This window comes from Crenobacter caeni, assembly GCF_010435965.1.
GTDB lineage: Bacteria > Pseudomonadota > Gammaproteobacteria > Burkholderiales > Chromobacteriaceae > Craterilacuibacter > Craterilacuibacter caeni.
This window is the reverse complement of the sequence record NZ_JAAGAA010000012.1, coordinates 1-18,199: the sequence shown is the minus strand read 5'-3', so window position 1 is coordinate 18,199 and position 18,199 is coordinate 1. Positions and strand designations below refer to the sequence as shown.

Here is an 18,199-nt window from a genome sequence, read left to right as displayed (position 1 = left end):
CTTGAGAGGATGACTTGATGCATGCCCAGATGCGCTACGCCAGCTTGCTCGCCGCCTGCACGTTGGCCGTGCCAGCCGCCGCGGAGGCCGACCTGTTCCAGGGGACGCTCGTGCGCGAGGGCGCGCAGTGGGTGCTCGTGCGCTGCAATGCGGTGAAGACGCGTTACCGGCTGGACCTGCCGGCCAGCGAAGCCGGGCGCTTCGACGCGGCGTGGCAGGCGGGCGCGGGGGTCGTACAGGCGAGCCTGCTTGCCAGCGCCGAGGCCGAAGGCGGGGGTTACCGGCTAAACGTCGAGTCGGTGCGCGCGCTCGCGCCGGGTAGCTGCCATCTGGAAGACCTGCTCTGAACTTTGGCCAGCCGGCGCCTGTCTGCCCGAGAGAAGCCGAATCAATGAAGCCAAATCAATCCTGCAAGCGGAGTTGCCCGATGTCCCTGAAAATCTACCTGGCCGGCCCCGACGTGTTCCGCGCCGACGCCGATGCCTATTTCTCCCGCCTCAAGGCCGAACTCTCCGCGCTGGGGCTGGAGGGCGTCTCGCCGCTGGACGGCGAACTCTCCGCGCACGAAGCCCCGGCCGAGTTGGCCCGCGCGATCTACCACGCCAATATCGCGCGCATCGCCGAGGCGGACGCGCTGCTCGCCAATCTCGCGTGGTTTCGCGGCACCGAGCCCGACTCGGGCACCGCCTTCGAGCTGGGCTTTGCCGCCGCGCTGAAAAAGCCGGTGTTCGCGTACAACGTGCCGGCGGTGCCGATGCTGCGCCGGCTGGCCGGCGAGGTGCAGCTGACGGCCGATGCCGACACCTTCCGCGACGCGGAGGGGATGGCGGTCGAGAACTTCGGCCTGCCGCTGAACCTGATGCTCGCCGTGAGCGCGCATTGTCACGAGACACGCGAGGCGGCGGTCGCCGCGCTCGCCGCCTTCCTGCGCCCGGCGGCGCGTTAGGGTCGGGATGGACAAGTTGACCGCAAGGGCCGGCGTCAGGTGCGGGCTGGGCACCCTGGCGGTGTGCCTGTCACTCTTCATGGCGGGGCCAGTGCTGGCCGAACCGGTCGGCCCCAGCGGTTTTACCCGCGCTGAAATCGCCGCCTTCGCGCGTGAGGTGCAGGGCGCGCTCGAGCGCCATGACACCCGGCGCCTGGCGCATCTGAGCCAGTGGCCGCTCAGGGTGAACGTCGCGCCGGGCAAGGTGCGCCTGGTCGGGCGCAGCGCCTTGCCGCGCGAATTCGGCCGGGTGTTTTCCCCGGCGCTGATTGCCAAGGTGCGTGCGCAGGAGGCGGACACCCTGTTCGAAAACGCCGACGGGGTGATGTTCGGCGACGGCGAGTTGTGGGCGCATGGCGTGTGTGAAGACCGCGTGTGCCGGCGCGCCCGGCTGCTGCTGTTTGCCGTCAACCCGCCGCCTACTTAAGCGGCAGGGCGCACGGGGCGCCTGCCGCTTGCCCTGCTGCCCGGCCCGTCAGGCCAGCATCACCTGCGCGATTAGCAATAGCGCGCCAAAGCCCAGCACGAAGCCGACCATGGGCAGCACGAAGCGCACCCAGTGGTTGAAGCGCATGCCCAGCATCTGCGTGGTCGCCAGCACCAGGCCGGTCGGCGCCAGATACAGCATCGCGTACTGGCCCCAGTTGTACGCCGAGACGACGATGTAGCGCGGGATGCCCACCGTGTCGGCCAGCGGCGCCATGATAGGCATAGACAGTACGGCAAGGCCGGACGAGGACGGCACCACGAAGCCCAGCAGTGTGAACACCAGCATCTGCGCGACCGCGAACACGCTGCCGTGCATGCCGGCCACCAGGCCCGACGCGTAGTGCAGCAGGGTGTCCGAGATCATGCCCTGGTCGAGCACGATATTGACGCCGCGGGCGAGGCCAATGATCAGCGACACCCCGACCAGCTCGGATGCGCCCTTGGTAAACGCATCGACCAGGTCTTTCTCGGCCTCGCCCGAGATGAACATGATGATGATCGCGATGGCGAGGAAAGACGCGGCCATCTGCGGGAACCACCAGCCGCCGGCCATCACCCCCCACACCATCAGCGGGAACGCCGCGACAAACAGCGCGAGGATCAGCTTGCGGCGCAGCGTCAAGGGCTCGGCCTCGGTCAGCGAGCCGCCTTCCAGGAAGCGCGCGCGAAACGCCGCGCTGTCCTCGTAGGTGTACGAGAAGCTCGGGTCGGCCTTGATCTTCTTGCAGTACCAGTGGAGGTAGCCGATCACGGTGGCGGTGCCGACCACCAGGCCGAACGCGCGCCACAGGATGCCCTCGGTAAACACGATGCCGGCAGCGTTGGAGGCGATCACCACCGAGAACGGGTTGATCGTCGAGAAGGTGGTGCCCATAGACGCGGCGAGGAAGATGGCGCCGACGCAGACGATGGAGTCGTACCCCAGCGCGAGGAAGATCGGCACCAGGATGGGGTAGAACGCGACCGCCTCTTCTTCCAGCCCGCAGGTGGTGCCGCCCAGCGCCATCACCGTGCACACCAGGGCGACGAACATGAATTCGTTGCCCTGCGCCTTCTTGGAGAGTGCCACCAGGCCCGAATTGAACGCGCCGGTCGAGTTGACCACGCCGATCAGCCCGCCCAGCACCAGGATGAACACGATGATGTCGACGCCCTCGATGGTGCCCTTGACCATGCTCTCGGTCACGTCGGCCAGCCCCTTGGGCGACTGCGCGAGCCGCTCGTAGGTGCCGGGGATGGCGATCGGCTTGCGGATGGTGCCGTCGACGAACTGGCGCACGTCGATGCTCACGCCCAGCCGGTCAAGCTCGGCCTGCGTCGCCGGCACCTTGTGGCTCGCGCCGGTTGGCGGCGTGACCACCAGTGTTTGCGCCGCCTTGTCGTACGAGAGCTTGGCGAAGGCGCCGGCCGGGACGATCCAGGTCAGTCCGATGGCGACCAGCATGATCAGGAACAGGATGGTGAAGGCAGACGGAAAGGTCTTGAACAACCGCCAGCGCGGGGGCGTGGTACTCATGCGACGCTCCTTATCGAAGTCACCCGGCAAAAGCCGGTAGGCAAGGTCGCGCGCGGCAGGGCGGCAGGCGTGTGCCGGCCGCAGGCAGCCGGCTGATAACCGGCTGGTCGTGGAGGCGACCCGTGAAATCGATAGCGCTATCGCAGGGGCCAAGATACGCCGATGGCGTTGCCAGACAACCCCTTCGGTGTATACGTCATTTGATTGGCGTCAAGTATTAGTAAATTGGAATAGAGTGCTCGAACCGGGGCGAGAATGCCGGCAAAGCTGCTTCGTCCGTGCTAAGGACATGCGTGTCCAACTGCCCGAGAAAGACGGGGACGGGCACGGGATGGCCGTACAGGAAGCCCTGATGGTAGTGAACGCCGAGCGCCAGCAGATAGGCGCGCACGCCTTCGTCGGCGACCCCTTCGCCGATCAGTGCCAGGCCCATGCGCCGCCCGATCATGATCACCGCGTCGAGCAGCGGGTTGTCGTCGCCCGGACGGTGGCCGTCGACAAAGCTGCGGTCGATCTTCAGCACCGATACCCGCTCGCTGTCGTACAGGGTCGAGAGGTTGTTGCGGCCGGTGCCGAAGTCGTCGATCGCCAGCGTGATCCGGTAGCGGTCGAGTAGTTCGGTGAACGCAGGCGGCAAAGTGCCGAGCGAGGCGTGCTGGCGTTCGGTGACTTCCAGTACCAGCCGGGCATTGTCGTGCGCAAGGCGCGCGGCGAGGCTGGCGCAGCGCGCATGGAAGGCCGGGGCGTTCAATAGCGCGGGCACCACGTTGACGCTCAGGTAAAAGCCCGACGGCAGGCGCCGGTCCATCAGCGCGACCTCGAGCTTGGCCATGATCGCGCAGGTCATCGGCACGATCTGCCCGCTTTGCTCGGCCGGGGGGATGAAGACATCCGGCCCGCGGCAGTGTTCGGGCGCGGCAGGCCAACGCATCAAGAGTTCGGCGCCGACCGGCCGCCCGTCACGCCCGTCGACAATCGGCTGCAGGTAAGGCTCGAACGCGTCGTGTCGCAAGCCCCGTTGCAACATTTCCTCGATGCCCAGGCTGCGGCGCAGCCACACGTAGGCAAATCCCCCAGTGGTCAGCGACAACAGCGCCAGCGCCAGCAGGGTATGGTGCGACTGGCTGATAAACAGCTCGTCCCGGTTGTCCGCGCTTAGCAGCGTCCTGATCGTGTAGGGGTAGCGCGGGCTGCTATGCGCCCAGACCATCTCGTCCGGGGCTGTCGGCGCGGCAGCTACGCCGTTGTCGGCGAGCACGCCGTCGATCAGCAGCTGGTGTTCGAACAGGTCGTTCTCGGCGTTGTCCAGCAACAGGGTCACCGCCGCCAGCGGCACACTGGTCTTGACCGTGAGGCCGTCTCCGACGCTCGTGTGGGACAGCAGTGCCAGGCCTTGTGCCGGCTGCGCCGGTGGCTGCTTCGGGTAGAGCACGGTGAAGCTGTTGTCCGGGCGCGGGTCCATCCGCCAGACGGTACCCGTCTTGTAGTTGCTGCACTGGACCTGCCAGTCCCTGTCACCGACCAGCAAGACGCTGACAAAGGGGTGCACGAACTCCCACTCAGCCAGGCGCGGGTTGAGGGCGGCACAATCCGGGTTTGCCCGGTAGAGCGCCTGCGCAAAGCGGCTGCCCGCCGCCAGCTCGGCAAAAACGGCGTCGACCATCCGGCTGCTGCGCACCTGGGCCGGGCGCACATGCTGGTCGAGGTCGGCGCAAAATTGCCAGAACAGCAAGGCGAAGGAACAGGCGGCAACCACCAGCGCGGTGGCGATCGCCGTCGCGAGGGCGAACGGTACGGTATGGCGTCGGTTCATCGGGTACCGTCAGGTGGCGGGCGCGGGACGCCCGCAGGAAAAGGGAGGTGCGTGGCTTACATGGGGCGCGGCACGTCGATGATCCGTGCCGCATGCCCGGTCAACGCCAAAAAGCGCTCGAGCGTCTCGTGCGGCAAGGACAGCGTCGCCGTGTTGACCAGCGGATGCGCGAGCACCGCGTCTGCGTCCCATAGCGCGCGGTCGATCACCACCTCGACCGCGTGGTCGGTGTCGTTGCAGGTGGCAAGCAGCGTGACCGCACCCGGGGTCAGGCCCAGGCAGCGCAGCAGGCGCTCGGGCGACGCCATGCGCACGCTCTTGGCGTCCAGTAGCGGCGCCAGCGCCTTCAGGTCCACGCTCGCGTCGGCCGGCACGGTCACCAGGAAGTGGCGTTTACCCTTGTTGTCGCACAGGAACAGGTTCTTGGTCTCGGCGCCGGGCATGGCCGGGCACAGCCGTGCCGCTTCCTCGCAGGTGAATACCGGCGGGTGGGTGTAGCGCTGGTAGGGCAGGGCGTTGCTATCCAGCAACGCGTAGAGGGTGGTTTCCATGTTCGAAAGCTAATGCACGCCAAGTTGGCTTGTCAATTGGGTTGGATGCCCGCTTTTGTGCACTTTGCAGACCGCGCCACCCGAATTGAGCAAATGTAAAAGATAGATAAGTTTATATGGATATACTGTACTTTTGACTCATGCAGTTCCCGGCCTCGGCTGCGCACGCCAGCCCGCGCCGGTTTGACGAGGAGCGTTCGTGTTCAAGACCCTGAAAGCCCGGCTGGTCATCCTGTGTGCTGGCCTGTTGCTGCTGTTGGCAGCCATCCTGTTTGCCATTTCGTTCACCCAGATGCGCCGCGCCCTGATCGACAGCAGCGACGCCGAGATCAGCTCGCTCGCTCGCAGCGAGGCCGCCTTGCTTGGCCAGTGGTATAGCGACCAGCTGCGCGACGCCCGCAGCATCGGCGACGAAACGCAGGCTGCCGACCTTCCCCGGCTGCTCGACCGCCAGGCGCGGGTGAGCGGCTTCGAGAACCTCGGCGTCGCCTACGAGGACGGCCGCTTCGTGTCCGACCACGGCAAGGTGTTGCCCGCCGGGCTCGACGTGCGCACCCGCCCGTGGTACCAGCAGGCTAGGCAAGGCGGCGAGGCGGCGCTGTCCAAACCCTACGTCGACGTTGTCAGCAAGAAGCTGGCCGTCACCCTGAGCGTACCGTTCAAGGAAAACGGCGCCTTTGCCGGCGTGATCGCCGCCGACGTGCTGGTCGACAAGCTGTTCGCGCAACTGGCCGGGCGCAAGGTGCGCGCCGACGGCTACGTGTTCCTGCTGGACAAGGACGGCACCGTCATCTCCTTCCCGCAGGCCGACCATATGCAAAAGCCGGTCGCCCAGATCGCCCCCGCGCTGACCGCCGACAAAGTCGCCAGCATGTCGTCCGAAGACGAGGGGCGTTCCGTCGTCGTCGACGGGCGCGAGATGGTGGTCGCCTTGCACCCGGTCGAGGGCACCGACTGGATCGCCGGCGTGGCGATGGACGAGGCGCTGCTCGACGCGCCGATCACCCGACTGAGCTACCTGTTGGGTGGCTCGACCTTCGGCGTGATGCTGGTGCTGGTGTTGGTGGGGGGCGGCGTGATCGGCGGCATGCTCGCCGGGCTCACCCGCCTGCGCGACGCGATGCGCGAAATCTCGCAGGGCGACGCCGACCTCACCCGCGCGCTGCCGGTGAAGGGCGAAGATGAGATCGCCGAGACTGCGCAGGCGTTCAACACCTTTGTCGCCGGCCTGCGCACGCTGTTCGGCAGCCTGCGCGGCGAAGCGGGGCAGGTCGCCAGTGGCGTGGCCGACTCCAGCCGCCTGGTCAGCGAAGTGGCGGCCGGCTCGCGTTCGCTGTCGGACGTCTCCAGCGCCAACGCGGCGACGCTGGAACAGATTACCGTCAGCATCGCGCAGATCGCCGACGGCGCGCAGCAGGCCGACCAGCTGGTGTGCACCACGCGCGGCGAGTTGGAAGAGAGCGCGCAAGGCATCCGCCGGCTGTGCGAGAACATGGAAGGTACGGCAGGGTCGGTGCGCGCGCTGGAGAACATGCTGGGCGTGCTGGGCACCCGTTCGCAGGAGATTTCCGGCATCACCGACGTGATCCGCGACATCGCCGACCAGACCAACCTGCTGGCGCTGAACGCAGCGATCGAGGCGGCGCGTGCCGGCGAACAGGGCCGCGGCTTCGCGGTGGTTGCCGACGAGGTGAGGAAGCTCGCCGAGCGCACCGCGCAGGCGACGCAGGAGATCGCCGGCATGGTGACTGCCATCCGCGACGAGACCGCGCAGGCGGTGGGCGACGTCAACCGGACCGTCGAGTCGGTCGAGGGCGGCGTCGCCGTCACCCGCGAGGCGGCGGCGCAGATCGAACGCATCCGACGCGCGATGGGCGAGGTGGTCGCCAAAATGGGCGAAATCAGCCACTCGACCAGCGAGCAGCAGGTGGCGACCACGCAGATCGCGCAGAGCACCGAGCAGATCAACGGCCAGGTGCTGGAGAACGACAGCCGGCTGCAGGACGTCAGTGCCACGCTGGGCGAGCTGGATATCGCCGCGCGCCGCATGGGCGACGAGTTCGGGCGGTTCAGGCTGTAAGCGTTGCGGATAGCTGGCCGGCAGACCGGAGTCTGGCCGGCTGTTATCCGCCCCCGGTGGACTTCCATTGCCTGCCCTTCTAATATCGCTCTTGTCATATCAAGAGACGTGAGAGGGTTGCACATGCAAAAGACCGCCATCCGCACACCGCGTGTGCACCGTCCATCGAATGCGTCCCTGGCCATGCTGTTGCTATTGAGCGCACCGGCGTGGGCGCAGACGCCGCCTCCTGCCGACACCCTCTACCGCAACGGCACCATCATCACGCTGGACGAGCAGCAGCCTGAAGTGCAGGCGCTGGCGGTCAAGGACGGGCGCATCGTGTTTGCCGGCAGCCAGGCCGGCGCGCAGGCCTATCTGGGGCCGGCCACGCGCGTGGTCGACCTCGCCGGCAAAACCATGATGCCCGGCTTTATCGACGCGCACGGCCATGTGTTCAACGCCGGCATCCAGGCGCTGGCGGCCAACCTGCTGGCACCGCCGGACGGCAAGGTCGGCAATATCGCCGCCTTGCAGCAAAGCCTGCGCGACTGGGCGGCACAGCCGGGCAACCGCCAGCACGGCATCATCCTCGGCTTCGGTTACGACGACTCGCAACTGGCCGAGCAGCGCCACCCGACCCGGCAGGAACTGGACGCCGTCTCGAAGGATGTGCCGGTGCTGATCATCCACCAGTCCGGCCACCTGGCGGCGCTCAACAGCAAGGCATTGCAATTGGCCGGCATCAGCCGCGACAGCCAGGACCCGGCCGGCGGCAAGATCCGGCGCGAGGCCGATGGCAAGACGCCTGACGGCGTGCTGGAGGAAACGGCGTTTTTTGCCACGGTGATGCCGCTGTTCAACAAGCTCGGCCCCAAGGAGAACGCCGCCATCCTGCAAGCCGGGATCGACCTCTACACCCGCTACGGCTACACCACGGCGCAGGAAGGGCGGGCCACCAGCAACAGCGTCAAGTTCATGTACGGCGACGCCCAGGCCGGCAAGTTCAAGATCGATATCGTCGCCTATCCCGACATCCAGTCGGCACAGGATGTGCTGCGCCCGCCCTACCTTAGCCGCAACTACATGAACGGTTTCCGGGTCGGCGGCGCCAAGCTGAACCTGGACGGTTCGCCGCAGGGCAAGACCGCCTGGCTGACCCAGCCCTATTTTGTGCCGCCGCCAGGGCAGAAGCCCGGCTACAAGGGCTACCCGAGCATGCCGGACGCAGACGCGCAGCGCTACGTCGCGCTGGCGATGAAAAACAACTGGCAGTTGCTGACCCACGTCAACGGCGACGCCGCGATCGACCAGCTGATCGGCGCCGTCGCAGCCGGCCAGCGCCAGTACGGCCAGCAAGACCGCCGCTTTGTCGCCATCCACGCGCAAACCGCGCGCGAAGACCAGGTCGCCGCCTTCCAGCGGCTCGCCATCCTGCCGTCGTTCTTCCCGATGCATACCTTTTACTGGGGCGATTGGCACCGCGACTCGGTGCTGGGCGCCGCCCGCGCCGAGAACATCTCGCCGACCGGTTGGGCGCTGCAACGGGGAATGCGCTTCACCTCGCACCACGATGCGCCGGTGGCGCTACCCGACTCGATGCGGGTGTATTCGGCCACCGTCAACCGCACCACCCGCAGCGGCAAGGTGCTGGGCGCAGATCAGCGCGTGTCGCCGCTGGTCGGGCTCAAGGCGCAGACCCTGTGGTCGGCGTACCAGCACTTCGAGGAAAACGACAAGGGTTCGCTGGTGCCGGGCAAGGTGGCCGACCTGGTGGTGCTGTCGGCCAACCCGCTGACCGTTGCGCCGCAACAGATCGCCGACATCAAGGTCGAGGAAACGATCAAGGGCGATCAGACCGTGTACCGCCGCGCGGCGGCCAGCCCAAGCGCCGCCTGCGTGGACAACGTGCGTTGCTCAGAGCGTATCTTGCCGGCGTTTGCGCTGGCGGGGCTGGCACCCCATCCGCCGCACGATTGAACGCCCGGTCTCGGCGCCTACGCGGCGCCGGCTTCGACCCGGTGCCGGCCGCGCTGCTTGGCGCGGTATAGCGCCGCATCCGCCTGTTCTATCAGCATGGCGGGCGTGTTGTCCGGCCCCGGCACCAGGCTGGCCACGCCCACGCTGGCGGTCAGAATGCCAAGCGGGATACCGGCATGCGGCAGCGCGAGCGCGTCAAGGTCGGCCAGGAAATCGCGGCCGATGGCTTGCGCCTGCTTAAGGCTGCTGCCAGGCAGCAACAGCGCGAACTCCTCGCCGCCGTAGCGGGCGGCCAGCTCTCCGCTGCGGCGGGCATGCGCGGCCAGCAGCCGTGCCAGTGCCTGCAGGGCCTGGTCGCCGGCAAGGTGGCCGTAGCTGTCGTTGTAATGTTTGAAGTAGTCGACGTCGACCATGGCCAGCGTCAACGGTTGCGCATGGCGGCACGCGCGCTGCCATTCCTCGGCCAGCCGGGTGTCGAACAGCCGCCGGTTGGCAATATGGGTCAGCCCGTCGGTTTGGCTCAGCGCCGCGAGCTGGCGGTTGGCTTCTTCCAGTTCGGCGGTACGCGCGGCCACTTCCGACTCGAGCAGCTGGTTGCGCTCGGCCAGGCTTTGCAGCGGGTACACCTCGTCGCCGGCGGTGCCCACCTGGTAGGGCAGCGAGATGCCGCTATGCGCGACCTTCCAGACGCCGGCCTCGCAGCGGAAAATCAGCGTCAGCCGCGCGGTTTCGTCCGCCAGAAAGCGGGCCGCCAGCGGTAAATGGATATGGAAGAAGGCGACGGCCACCACCACGTCCGGCGCCAGGTCCTGCAGTTGCAGGTCGAGCATTTCCCAGTGGATAGGCTGTGGCACCTGCGCGAAGTCGGTGCGGGTGATCGCCTGCCATTGCGCAAGATCGTGCACCAGAAAGTCGCCGCAACCGGTGTAGCCGGTGAAGTTGTCACTGAAATCGTCAAGCAGCCGCAGGTCGCGGTTCAGGTAGCGCTGGCGGTAGGTTTCGAACAGGGTGCGCATCAATGCCAGGCGGTCAGGTGGCGGGGACTCCATGCGTATTCCTGGCAAAGTGGACGCGCCCATTTTACCTTTTTCCGTGGAAATACTAAGATCATTTTTTACCGCCCGCCGGCCATGTCAATTGGGTGTCGCCACGAGCCCGGGCACGGTTTAGGCCAGCGCTCTCCGTACTTGCGCGGCAAACGGCCGGAACACAATCCATGTAACACCCTATTTCGCATTGCGTTTACCACAGGAGCGGCCGTATGCATTCACTCAAAAAAACGTGCGTTTTCTTTGCTCTGAGCGGTGTTGCCCATGTCGCGCTGGCGGATGGATCGATGAATGAAGCCATCGGCAAGGGGCTGGCCGGCCCGGTTGCGGCGACGGCGGCGCAGGAAGTCGTTATTTTCCCGGCCAAAAAAGTGATCACGATGGAGGACGCGCAAAAAACGGCCGAGGCGGTAGCGATCAGCGGCAAGCGTTTTGTTGGCGCGGGAACGGTCAGCCAGCTCACCCGGTTGGCCGGAGACCGCCCGGTACGCATCGATAACAGCCTGAAAGACAAGATCATCATGCCCGGCTTTATCGACCAGCATTTGCATCCGGTGTTGGGCGCGTTGACGCTGGCAACCGAAGTCATCGCCACCGAAGACTGGAACTTGCCAGGCAACAGCATTAAGGCGGCCTATACGCCGGACGAATACATGTCTCGCCTGAAGGCCGCCGAGAAAAAGATGAGCAAGCCGAATGAACCGCTGGTGAGTTGGGGCTATCACAAATTGTGGCATGGCAAAATGAACCGCCAGATCCTGGACCAGATCAGCAGCACGCGGCCGATCATTATCTGGCAACGTTCCTGTCACGAAGTGTATCTGAATACAGCGGCACTCAAATTGCTGAATATCTCGGAGCAGGATGTTCAGGGCAAGGGTTCTGCCAGCAAGATGGTCAATTACGCTGAAGGCCATTTCTGGGAGCGGGGCTTTATGAGCACCAAAGTATTGCCCAGCTTTCTCAAGATTGTCGCGACGCCAGAGCGCCTGACATTCGGGCTGAAGCAGATGGTGGCGTACGAGCACGCTAATGGGGTCACCGCTTATAACGAGCCGGGCGCAGTGGTCACCCCTGAAATGTGGGCATTGTACGAGCAGATCCTAGGTGCAAAAGATACACCGATGTATTCCACCTTCCTGGCGGATGGCCGCGGCATTGTGGATCAGGTAGGGCTGGGCAAGGCGCTGGACGTGGTGGAAGAGACCGTGGCCTCGGCACCCGAGGCGCCAGGCAAGAAGCTGATGTTCTTTCCAAAGCAAATCAAACTGTTTGCCGACGGGGCGATCATTTCCCAGCTGATGCAAATGAAAGAGCCCTATACCGATGGCCACCATGGTGAATGGATGATCAACCCGGATGATCTGGAACGTCGCGCCAAGCTGTTCTGGGATGCGGGCTATCAACTGCATATCCATGTGAATGGAGACCTTGGCGCAGAGGTCGTGCTGGCGACGCTGGAAAAGCGGCTGCAAGAAAACCCGCGCCAGGACCACCGTTTTGTGGTGGTGCATTTTGCCAATTCGACGGAAACGCAGATCGCCCGTTTGGCCAAGAATGGCGCCATCTTTAGCGTGAACCCTTACTACCCGGTCGGTTTTGCCGACAAGTATGCCGACGGTTTGGGCAAGAAGCGGGCCGATCAAATGGTGCGCAACGCGTCGGTTATCAAGCATACGCCGCATCTCTCGTTCCACTCTGATTTGCCGATGGCGCCCTCCGACCCGTTGTACCTGGCTTGGGCTGGCGTGAACCGCATCACCCCCAGCGGGCGGACCGCCGCACCCGAACAGCGGATTTCTGTAGATGTTGCCCTGCGGGCGATTACGATTGAAGCGGCCTACTCTTGGCGCAAGGAAGACCTGCTGGGCAGCATCAAGGCCGGCAAGATTGCCAACCTGACCGTGCTGGAGCAGGACCCGTACCAGGTCGACCCGAAAAAGCTGAAAGACATTCCGGTGTGGGGGACGGTGTTTGAAGGCAAAGTCTACCCGGTGCCGGCAGAAAACAAGCGCAAGCTGGCCCGCACCGATGGCGCTGTAAAAACCAGCTTGGCCACGCTGCACCAGCATGCAGCGCCTTTGTCCGAGCCGCTGGCTTCGTTAGCAGAAAATACCGACAGCTGCCAGCTGGGGGCGATTGCAGAGGGGACCGCGATTGCTTATGCGCAAAATCTGGCTGTCCATTGAAGGCATAGTAAAAATATGCGGCGTTAGCTGATCGTGCCGAGAAAGTGGCGGGCATTGCCCGCCACTTTGCTATGCATGCGAATCCGACTTTTCTTTGGCGGCCGGCTTCAGATACCAGTTTTCAGGTTTTACCACCTTGGCCGTTGCGGTATCGTCCATGTAGTGTGGCGACATGATCTGAACATCGTATCGATTGAATACATCCTGAATATTGGCATGCAGCATGGTCAGTATTTCTGCGCGCGGGCGGGGCTGGGCCGGTATGGCTTGGGCGACAAGCCGGTATTCCGGGTAAAAATCCGACAAGGCCGTCTGAAATACAACGGGTGGCGGGCTTTCCAGAATGCCCGGCGTCATTTTTGCCGCCTCGAGCAGCATCGCTTCCACTTGTCTCCACGGAGTGTCATAGCCAATGGTTACCGTGGTATCTATGATATACCCTGCGCCTTTTACGGTGCGGGAGTAGTTTTTGGTCACGGTGCTGGCAATCACGGAATTTGGCAGGCAAAGCTCCTCGCCAAGGCCGGTGCGGATGCGCGTGGTAAACATTCCCATGGCAACGACGGTGCCTTCATGTTCACCGATACGTACATATTCTCCAATGCGCAAGGTGCGGGTATACGTCAGGATGAGCCCGGCCGCCCCCTGGCCTACCAGGCTGGAACTGCCCAGCGATACCATGATGCCAAGCAAAACGGATAGGCCCTTGAACGCCTCGCTCTGTGAACCGGGCAGATAGGGGTAGGCCATGGCGATGGCAAACAGCCAGATGGCAATGCTGAACAGGCGGCGAGTCGTCGGCATGGTTTCCTGGTTGAGCCAGCTGATTGGCTGATCGGCATTGGCCATGCGTTCAAATACTTGCCCCATCAGCTTTGTACATAGCCTTGCCAACAGGAAAATGACCAGCGCAATGCCCAGCCCAGGGACCGCGGAGACAATGCTGCCGAATACTTCGGTCAGAATGCCTGTCAGGTAGTCATTCAGGCTCTCGCCCCAAGGGCGGGTATAGGGAAACTGCCGGAAAACGAAACTTAACCACTCATAGGTCAGCAACGCCATGAGCAGCCAGTGCAAGGCAACGAGCAGGTGCCCAAGAGCAGGAAGCAGGTGCTGAATATCCAGGATCTGAGTGTCGCCAATGCGGAGTTTGCGTACATGTTGTTCGGCTTGTCTCATCAGCAGGCCGGTTACCCAAACCCTGACTTTTTTCATGATCCATAGCAGGAATAGGTAGCAGGCCGTCGCCGCCAGTGTAAACAGGCAGGAAAGCAGGATCGAATGCATGTTACGAGATTCGCGGGTCTCGCTGACGATCTGACTGAGTTGGGCTGCCGCTGCTTGCGCCACGCTGGCCGGTGTTTGCCCAAGCAGCGGGTCGGCGTCCCCTGCTGTTACGGCAAATGCCATGCGGTTTCCCAGCATGACAAGTTCCCCTTCCGGATTGCTCCTTATCGAGACAGTCAGGTCCTCGCCATCGCTGAGCATGTTTTCCAGCAGGGTATGGGCGCGCTCGGCCCGGATTGATGGGGGGGCGCCAAGAAAATCTGCCTTGAACGTAATGACTTTACGATTGAACAAGAATAGAGAAGCATCTTCATGCTGTTCTGTTGGCGGGTTTTGCAGTTTTCCTGGTGGCGTCGTAACGGCAGATGCTGACAAGGAAAATAACAAACTGGCCAGTGCAGCCAGCCAAAAAATGAAGCGTGGGCGCACGATGCTCCCCCCTGATGAATCGTTAGTAACATGGAATGCGATTGTCCCTGCCATCTGGCGATCATGCATCCATTCATTCTGCTTTTGGTTTTTTCTGGCTTGTATTTGTGGTTGGCCTGCCATGCGTGCATCCGGCACAAAGAGTGGCTCTGCGTCATGGTTGCCTTGCTGTTTTGCTATCCCTGGCGGCATTGTGACGCTTGATTCCACAGCCTTGTCCACTGTCGCACGGAGATCAAATCGTGGCAATAGTGTGAGCAGGACTTGGCAAATCAGCTTGGGCAAAGTAGGGCGAATGAGGACATTGCGTCATGAACAGTATGCCCCAGCGGAACGGTCGGGCAAGGCTAATCTCCCGCGTCGGCCGTACCAGCTCTGGTAAAAGCAAAACCGGCCAGACGAAAGTCTGGCCGGTTTTTCGTGCAGGCAGGATTGGCCGCCCTATGGGATTGGGCGGTCCAGCGCCTTTGCGTGATGGCGCAGGTGGTCGTCGATCAGGCTGGCGATGAAGAAGTAGCTGTGGTCGTAGCCGGGGTGCCTACGCAGCGTCAGCGGGTAGCCGGCGGCACTTGCCGCCGCCAGCAGCGCGTCCGGGCGCAACTGGGTGGCGAGGAAGGCGTCGGCCTCGCCCTGGTCGATCAGCAGCGGCAGCTTTTCCTGCGCCCGGACGATCAGCACACTGGCGTCCCATTCCTGCCAGCGGCTTTCGTCGTCGCCCAGGTAGTGGCGGAACGCCTTCTGCCCCCACGGGCAGTCGCAGGGGTGGCAGATCGGCGCGAACGCCGACACCGAGCGGTAGCGCCCCGGCCGGCGCAAGGCGGTAACCAGCGCGCCGTGGCCGCCCATCGAGTGGCCACTGATCGCACGTTGATCGCTGGCCGGAAAGTGCGTCTCGATCAGCAGCGGCAACTCGTCGGCGACGTAGTCGTGCATGCGGTAGTGCGCCGCCCACGGCGCTTCGCTGGCATTCAGGTAAAAGCCGGCGCCAAGGCCAAGGTCCCACTCGCCGTCGGGCGCTCGGGCAACCTCAGCCCCGCGCGGGCTGGTATCCGGACAGACCAGGATCAGCCCCAGTTGGGCGGCCATGCGCTGGGCGCCGGCCTTCTGCACGAAGTTCTCGTCGGTACAGGTCAAGCCCGACAGCCAATACAGCACCGGCAGCGGCGTGCCTTCCGCCGCTTGCGGCGGCAGGTAGACGCTGAAGCTCATCTCGCAGCCAAGGGTGCTTGAACGATGGCGCCAGCGCTGTTGCCGCCCGCCAAAACACAGGCTGTCGGAAAGTTTTTCCAGATCCATGAAAGCCTCCCGGCGCGGGCCGCGCGCGGGCGGCCCGGCGTGCGTGCGTTAGAAGTGGATGACGGTGCGGATGCTCTTGCCTGCGTGCATCAGCGCAAACGCCTGGTTGATTTCTTCCAGCGGCAGGGTGTGGGTGATGAAGGTGTCGAGCGGGATCTCGCCCTTTTGCGCCTTGTCCACGTAAGCCGGCAGTTCGCTGCGCCCGCGCACGCCGCCGAAGGCGCTGCCGCGCCAGACGCGGCCGGTCACCAACTGGAAGGGGCGGGTGCTGATTTCCTGCCCGGCGCCGGCCACGCCGATGATGGTGGATTCGCCCCAGCCCTTGTGGCAGCACTCCAGCGCCGCACGCATCAGCTTGACGTTGCCGACGCACTCGAACGAGTAGTCGACCCCGCCGTCGGTCAGCTCGACGATCACGTCCTGGATCGGCTTGTCGTAGTCGTTGGGGTTGATGCAGTCGGTGGCGCCCAGCTCGCGCGCCTTGGCGAACTTGTCCGGGTTGATGTCGACCGCGATGATGCGCGCGGCCTTGGCCATGGTGGCGCCGATGATGGCCGCTAGGCCAATGCCGCCCAGCCCGAACACGGCGACGGTCGAGCCGGCCGTTACCTTGGCGGTGTTGAGCACGGCACCGATGCCGGTGGTGACGCCGCAGCCGAGCAAGCACACCTTCTCCAGCGGCGCATCCTTGGGGATCTTGGCGAGCGAAATCTCCGGCACCACCGTGTATTCGGAGAAGGTCGAGGTGCCCATGTAGTGGTAGATCGGCTGCCCTTTATAAGAGAAGCGGGTGGTACCGTCCGGCATCAGGCCCTTGCCCTGGGTGGCGCGCACCGCCTGGCACAGGTTGGTCTTGCCGGACTTGCAGAACTTGCACTCGCGGCATTCGGCGGTGTAGAGCGGGATCACATGGTCGCCCACAGCCAGCGACGTCACGCCTTCGCCGACCGCTTCGACGATGCCGCCGCCTTCATGGCCGAGAATCGCCGGGAACACGCCTTCCGGGTCGTCGCCGGACAAGGTGAAGGCATCGGTGTGACAGACGCCGGTCGCCACGATGCGCACCAGCACTTCGCCCTTTTGCGGCGGCGCGACGTCGACTTCGACAATTTGCAGCGGCTCTCCGGCAGCAAAGGCCACGGCGGCGCGAGATTTGATAGTCATGATGCCACTCTCCTTGTTCGGCTAGGATTCGTAGCATATCAGAATATTTGATTGTTTAAGCGAGGCTGGATTTTGTGTCCGCTACGCGGACGTGTTTGAGTGCCGCTTCCGCGCGGCGAACGGGCAAGGGGCTTGTAGCGACAAGCCCCTTGCATCCCAAACGCCCCCGACGGACCGCGAAACCCCGGCGTAAAAACGGTTGGCGAGGCGCTGGCCAACTCGCGATTCGCTACCGTCGAATCGCTCGAACAAGGGCCAGCTTAAAACCTCGCCAACCGCTTTTCCGCCGGCGCGGTCCTGACGGGGTTGGGCACGGTGGTAGCTTCTAACTTCATTTACAGGCGTGAATTTTCAAGCCCTCTGGGTTGTTGGACACTCCGGGCAAGTTCCTCAAAAACCTGCTGGATAAACGGGCGGAACACGACCCAGTTTTGATAATCCCTATCCCAGTAGCCGCGTCCCGTGCAGATCTTTTGCACGATCTTGCGCACGGTGGTGGCGTGGGAGGGGTGCCAGATCGAGTGGTTGCCGCTGCTAAAGCGGGTGACGCGCGCGTAACCGGGGCCGACCGGTATTTGCCAGCGATCAAATTCCTTGGCCGGTTCCGGTTCAGCCGGCGCTTCTTCTGCTTTGCGCACTTCGGCGCAGGGCAATTCGCCCAAAGGCAGTTCATCGGGCAGCCAGCGGCGGTTTCCCGGCGTCTCCAGCACTTGCACAGACAACGTATTCCACGTCCACGCGTCACTGGCGAGGCCGGACAGATCAATTTCCAGCGTCGGCAAGGCCAGCGCGCGCAGGCGGCGCGCCTTTTCAGCGTCGATAAAATGGGTGACGGCGACTTCCACCGCAAAGGTCACGCCTTCGCAAGCCGTCAGCGCGTCGACAATCACTTCTCCGTGCGGGCTCTCCAGCCTTTGTTCCAGCAACACCGTATCTAGATGCCTGACCCCGGCTTGCCCGTTGCCGGACAAGCCGGCGGGCAGGTAGAGCCGGGCATGATCGGCCAGCACTTGTTTGGCGGCCAGATGTAACGCGCTTTCCGCGCAATGGGGGCCGCCGACACCTTGCAGGTGGGCAAAGTGGTGTTCGCGTACCGTGCCCTTGTTCTTGGCGAGCAAGGGTGCGTCACAGCTGGGGCAATGGCAGGCGCAGGCCGCCCCGTTATCGACTTCATCGATATGGACGATGCGTGCATCGGCGCGGCGGGCAAAACGGATCAGGGCTTGTTTGAGTTGCGTCATGGCAGGTCTTCCTCACGTTTCTGCTTAGAGCCGCTAACAAAACCATATTGATGCCACGGGAGCGAGCCCCCATCTGGCTGGCATGAAGCGAAGTATTGTCAGCCAGAAGCTTTGGAAATCATTGCAGCCACTGCTGCCGGTCGTGCCCCGT

The 18,199-nt window shown here is 63.9% G+C and carries 14 protein-coding genes; 6 read left to right on the top strand and 8 right to left on the bottom strand.

Annotation, left to right across the window (positions count from 1 at the left end; all coding sequences use genetic code 11):
• The first annotated feature begins 17 nt into the window (after positions 1-17).
• The 3 genes from GZH52_RS13000 (at position 18) to GZH52_RS12990 (ending at position 1,412) form a co-directional block, all read left to right on the top strand.
• Positions 18-347 (top strand): hypothetical protein, encoded by a 330-nt coding sequence (locus GZH52_RS13000; RefSeq protein ID WP_163316915.1) that lies wholly within the window; start codon positions 18-20, stop codon positions 345-347.
• An 80-nt stretch (positions 348-427) separates the two neighbouring features.
• Complete coding sequence (locus GZH52_RS12995; RefSeq protein WP_163316913.1) at positions 428-946, top strand: nucleoside 2-deoxyribosyltransferase; 519 nt, start codon at positions 428-430, stop codon at positions 944-946.
• A 7-nt stretch (positions 947-953) separates the two neighbouring features.
• Positions 954-1,412, top strand: a complete 459-nt coding sequence (locus GZH52_RS12990; RefSeq protein ID WP_163316911.1) for a hypothetical protein — start codon at positions 954-956, stop codon at positions 1,410-1,412.
• A 48-nt stretch (positions 1,413-1,460) separates the two neighbouring features.
• Here GZH52_RS12990 and GZH52_RS12985 read toward each other — a convergent pair whose 3' ends face one another.
• The 3 genes from GZH52_RS12985 to GZH52_RS12975 form a co-directional block, all read right to left on the bottom strand.
• Positions 1,461-2,990: a YfcC family protein gene (locus GZH52_RS12985; RefSeq protein ID WP_163316909.1), complete on the bottom strand. Its 1,530-nt coding sequence runs from the start codon at positions 2,988-2,990 to the stop codon at positions 1,461-1,463.
• Between the two features lie 217 nt (positions 2,991-3,207).
• Positions 3,208-4,803, bottom strand: coding sequence for an EAL domain-containing protein (locus GZH52_RS12980; protein WP_163316907.1), 1,596 nt, complete (start codon positions 4,801-4,803; stop codon positions 3,208-3,210).
• A gap of 56 nt (positions 4,804-4,859) precedes the next feature.
• The gene (locus GZH52_RS12975) at positions 4,860-5,354 is read right to left on the bottom strand and encodes a prolyl-tRNA synthetase associated domain-containing protein (RefSeq protein ID WP_163316905.1); all 495 of its coding nucleotides are present in this window, start codon (positions 5,352-5,354) and stop codon (positions 4,860-4,862) included.
• A gap of 199 nt (positions 5,355-5,553) precedes the next feature.
• Here GZH52_RS12975 and GZH52_RS12970 point away from each other — a divergent pair, with 199 nt between their 5' ends.
• Together GZH52_RS12970 and GZH52_RS12965 are read left to right on the top strand one after the other, a co-directional pair.
• Entirely contained in the window at positions 5,554-7,434 is a 1,881-nt protein-coding gene (locus tag GZH52_RS12970) for a methyl-accepting chemotaxis protein (RefSeq protein ID WP_163316903.1), read from the top strand.
• Positions 7,435-7,557: 123 nt separating this feature from the next.
• Positions 7,558-9,393: an amidohydrolase gene (locus GZH52_RS12965; protein ID WP_163316902.1), complete on the top strand. Its 1,836-nt coding sequence runs from the start codon at positions 7,558-7,560 to the stop codon at positions 9,391-9,393.
• Positions 9,394-9,410: 17 nt separating this feature from the next.
• Here GZH52_RS12965 and GZH52_RS12960 read toward each other — a convergent pair whose 3' ends face one another.
• A complete protein-coding gene (locus GZH52_RS12960; protein ID WP_163316900.1) occupies positions 9,411-10,442 on the bottom strand; it encodes a diguanylate cyclase domain-containing protein in 1,032 nt (343 codons plus the stop codon).
• 212 nt (positions 10,443-10,654) lie between these two features.
• Between GZH52_RS12960 and GZH52_RS12955 the strand changes: the two genes are divergently transcribed.
• Complete coding sequence (locus tag GZH52_RS12955) at positions 10,655-12,631, top strand: amidohydrolase (protein ID WP_163316898.1); 1,977 nt, start codon at positions 10,655-10,657, stop codon at positions 12,629-12,631.
• 69 nt (positions 12,632-12,700) lie between these two features.
• On the opposite strand, the gene GZH52_RS12950 is transcribed toward GZH52_RS12955, so the two are convergent.
• The 4 genes from GZH52_RS12950 to GZH52_RS12935 all read right to left on the bottom strand — a co-directional run bounded on the left by GZH52_RS12950 (position 12,701) and on the right by GZH52_RS12935 (position 18,048).
• Positions 12,701-14,470 carry a mechanosensitive ion channel family protein gene (locus tag GZH52_RS12950; RefSeq protein WP_203525753.1) on the bottom strand — a complete coding sequence of 590 codons (1,770 nt, stop codon included), beginning with the start codon at positions 14,468-14,470 and terminating at the stop codon, positions 12,701-12,703.
• Positions 14,471-14,788: 318 nt separating this feature from the next.
• Positions 14,789-15,637 carry an S-formylglutathione hydrolase gene (gene fghA, locus GZH52_RS12945; RefSeq protein ID WP_432417439.1) on the bottom strand — a complete coding sequence of 283 codons (849 nt, stop codon included), beginning with the start codon at positions 15,635-15,637 and terminating at the stop codon, positions 14,789-14,791.
• Positions 15,638-15,691: 54 nt separating this feature from the next.
• Complete coding sequence (locus tag GZH52_RS12940; RefSeq protein WP_163316894.1) at positions 15,692-16,807, bottom strand: S-(hydroxymethyl)glutathione dehydrogenase/class III alcohol dehydrogenase; 1,116 nt, start codon at positions 16,805-16,807, stop codon at positions 15,692-15,694.
• A gap of 335 nt (positions 16,808-17,142) precedes the next feature.
• Positions 17,143-18,048 (bottom strand): competence protein CoiA family protein, encoded by a 906-nt coding sequence (locus tag GZH52_RS12935; protein WP_163316892.1) that lies wholly within the window; start codon positions 18,046-18,048, stop codon positions 17,143-17,145.
• Positions 18,049-18,199: the final 151 nt, after the last annotated feature.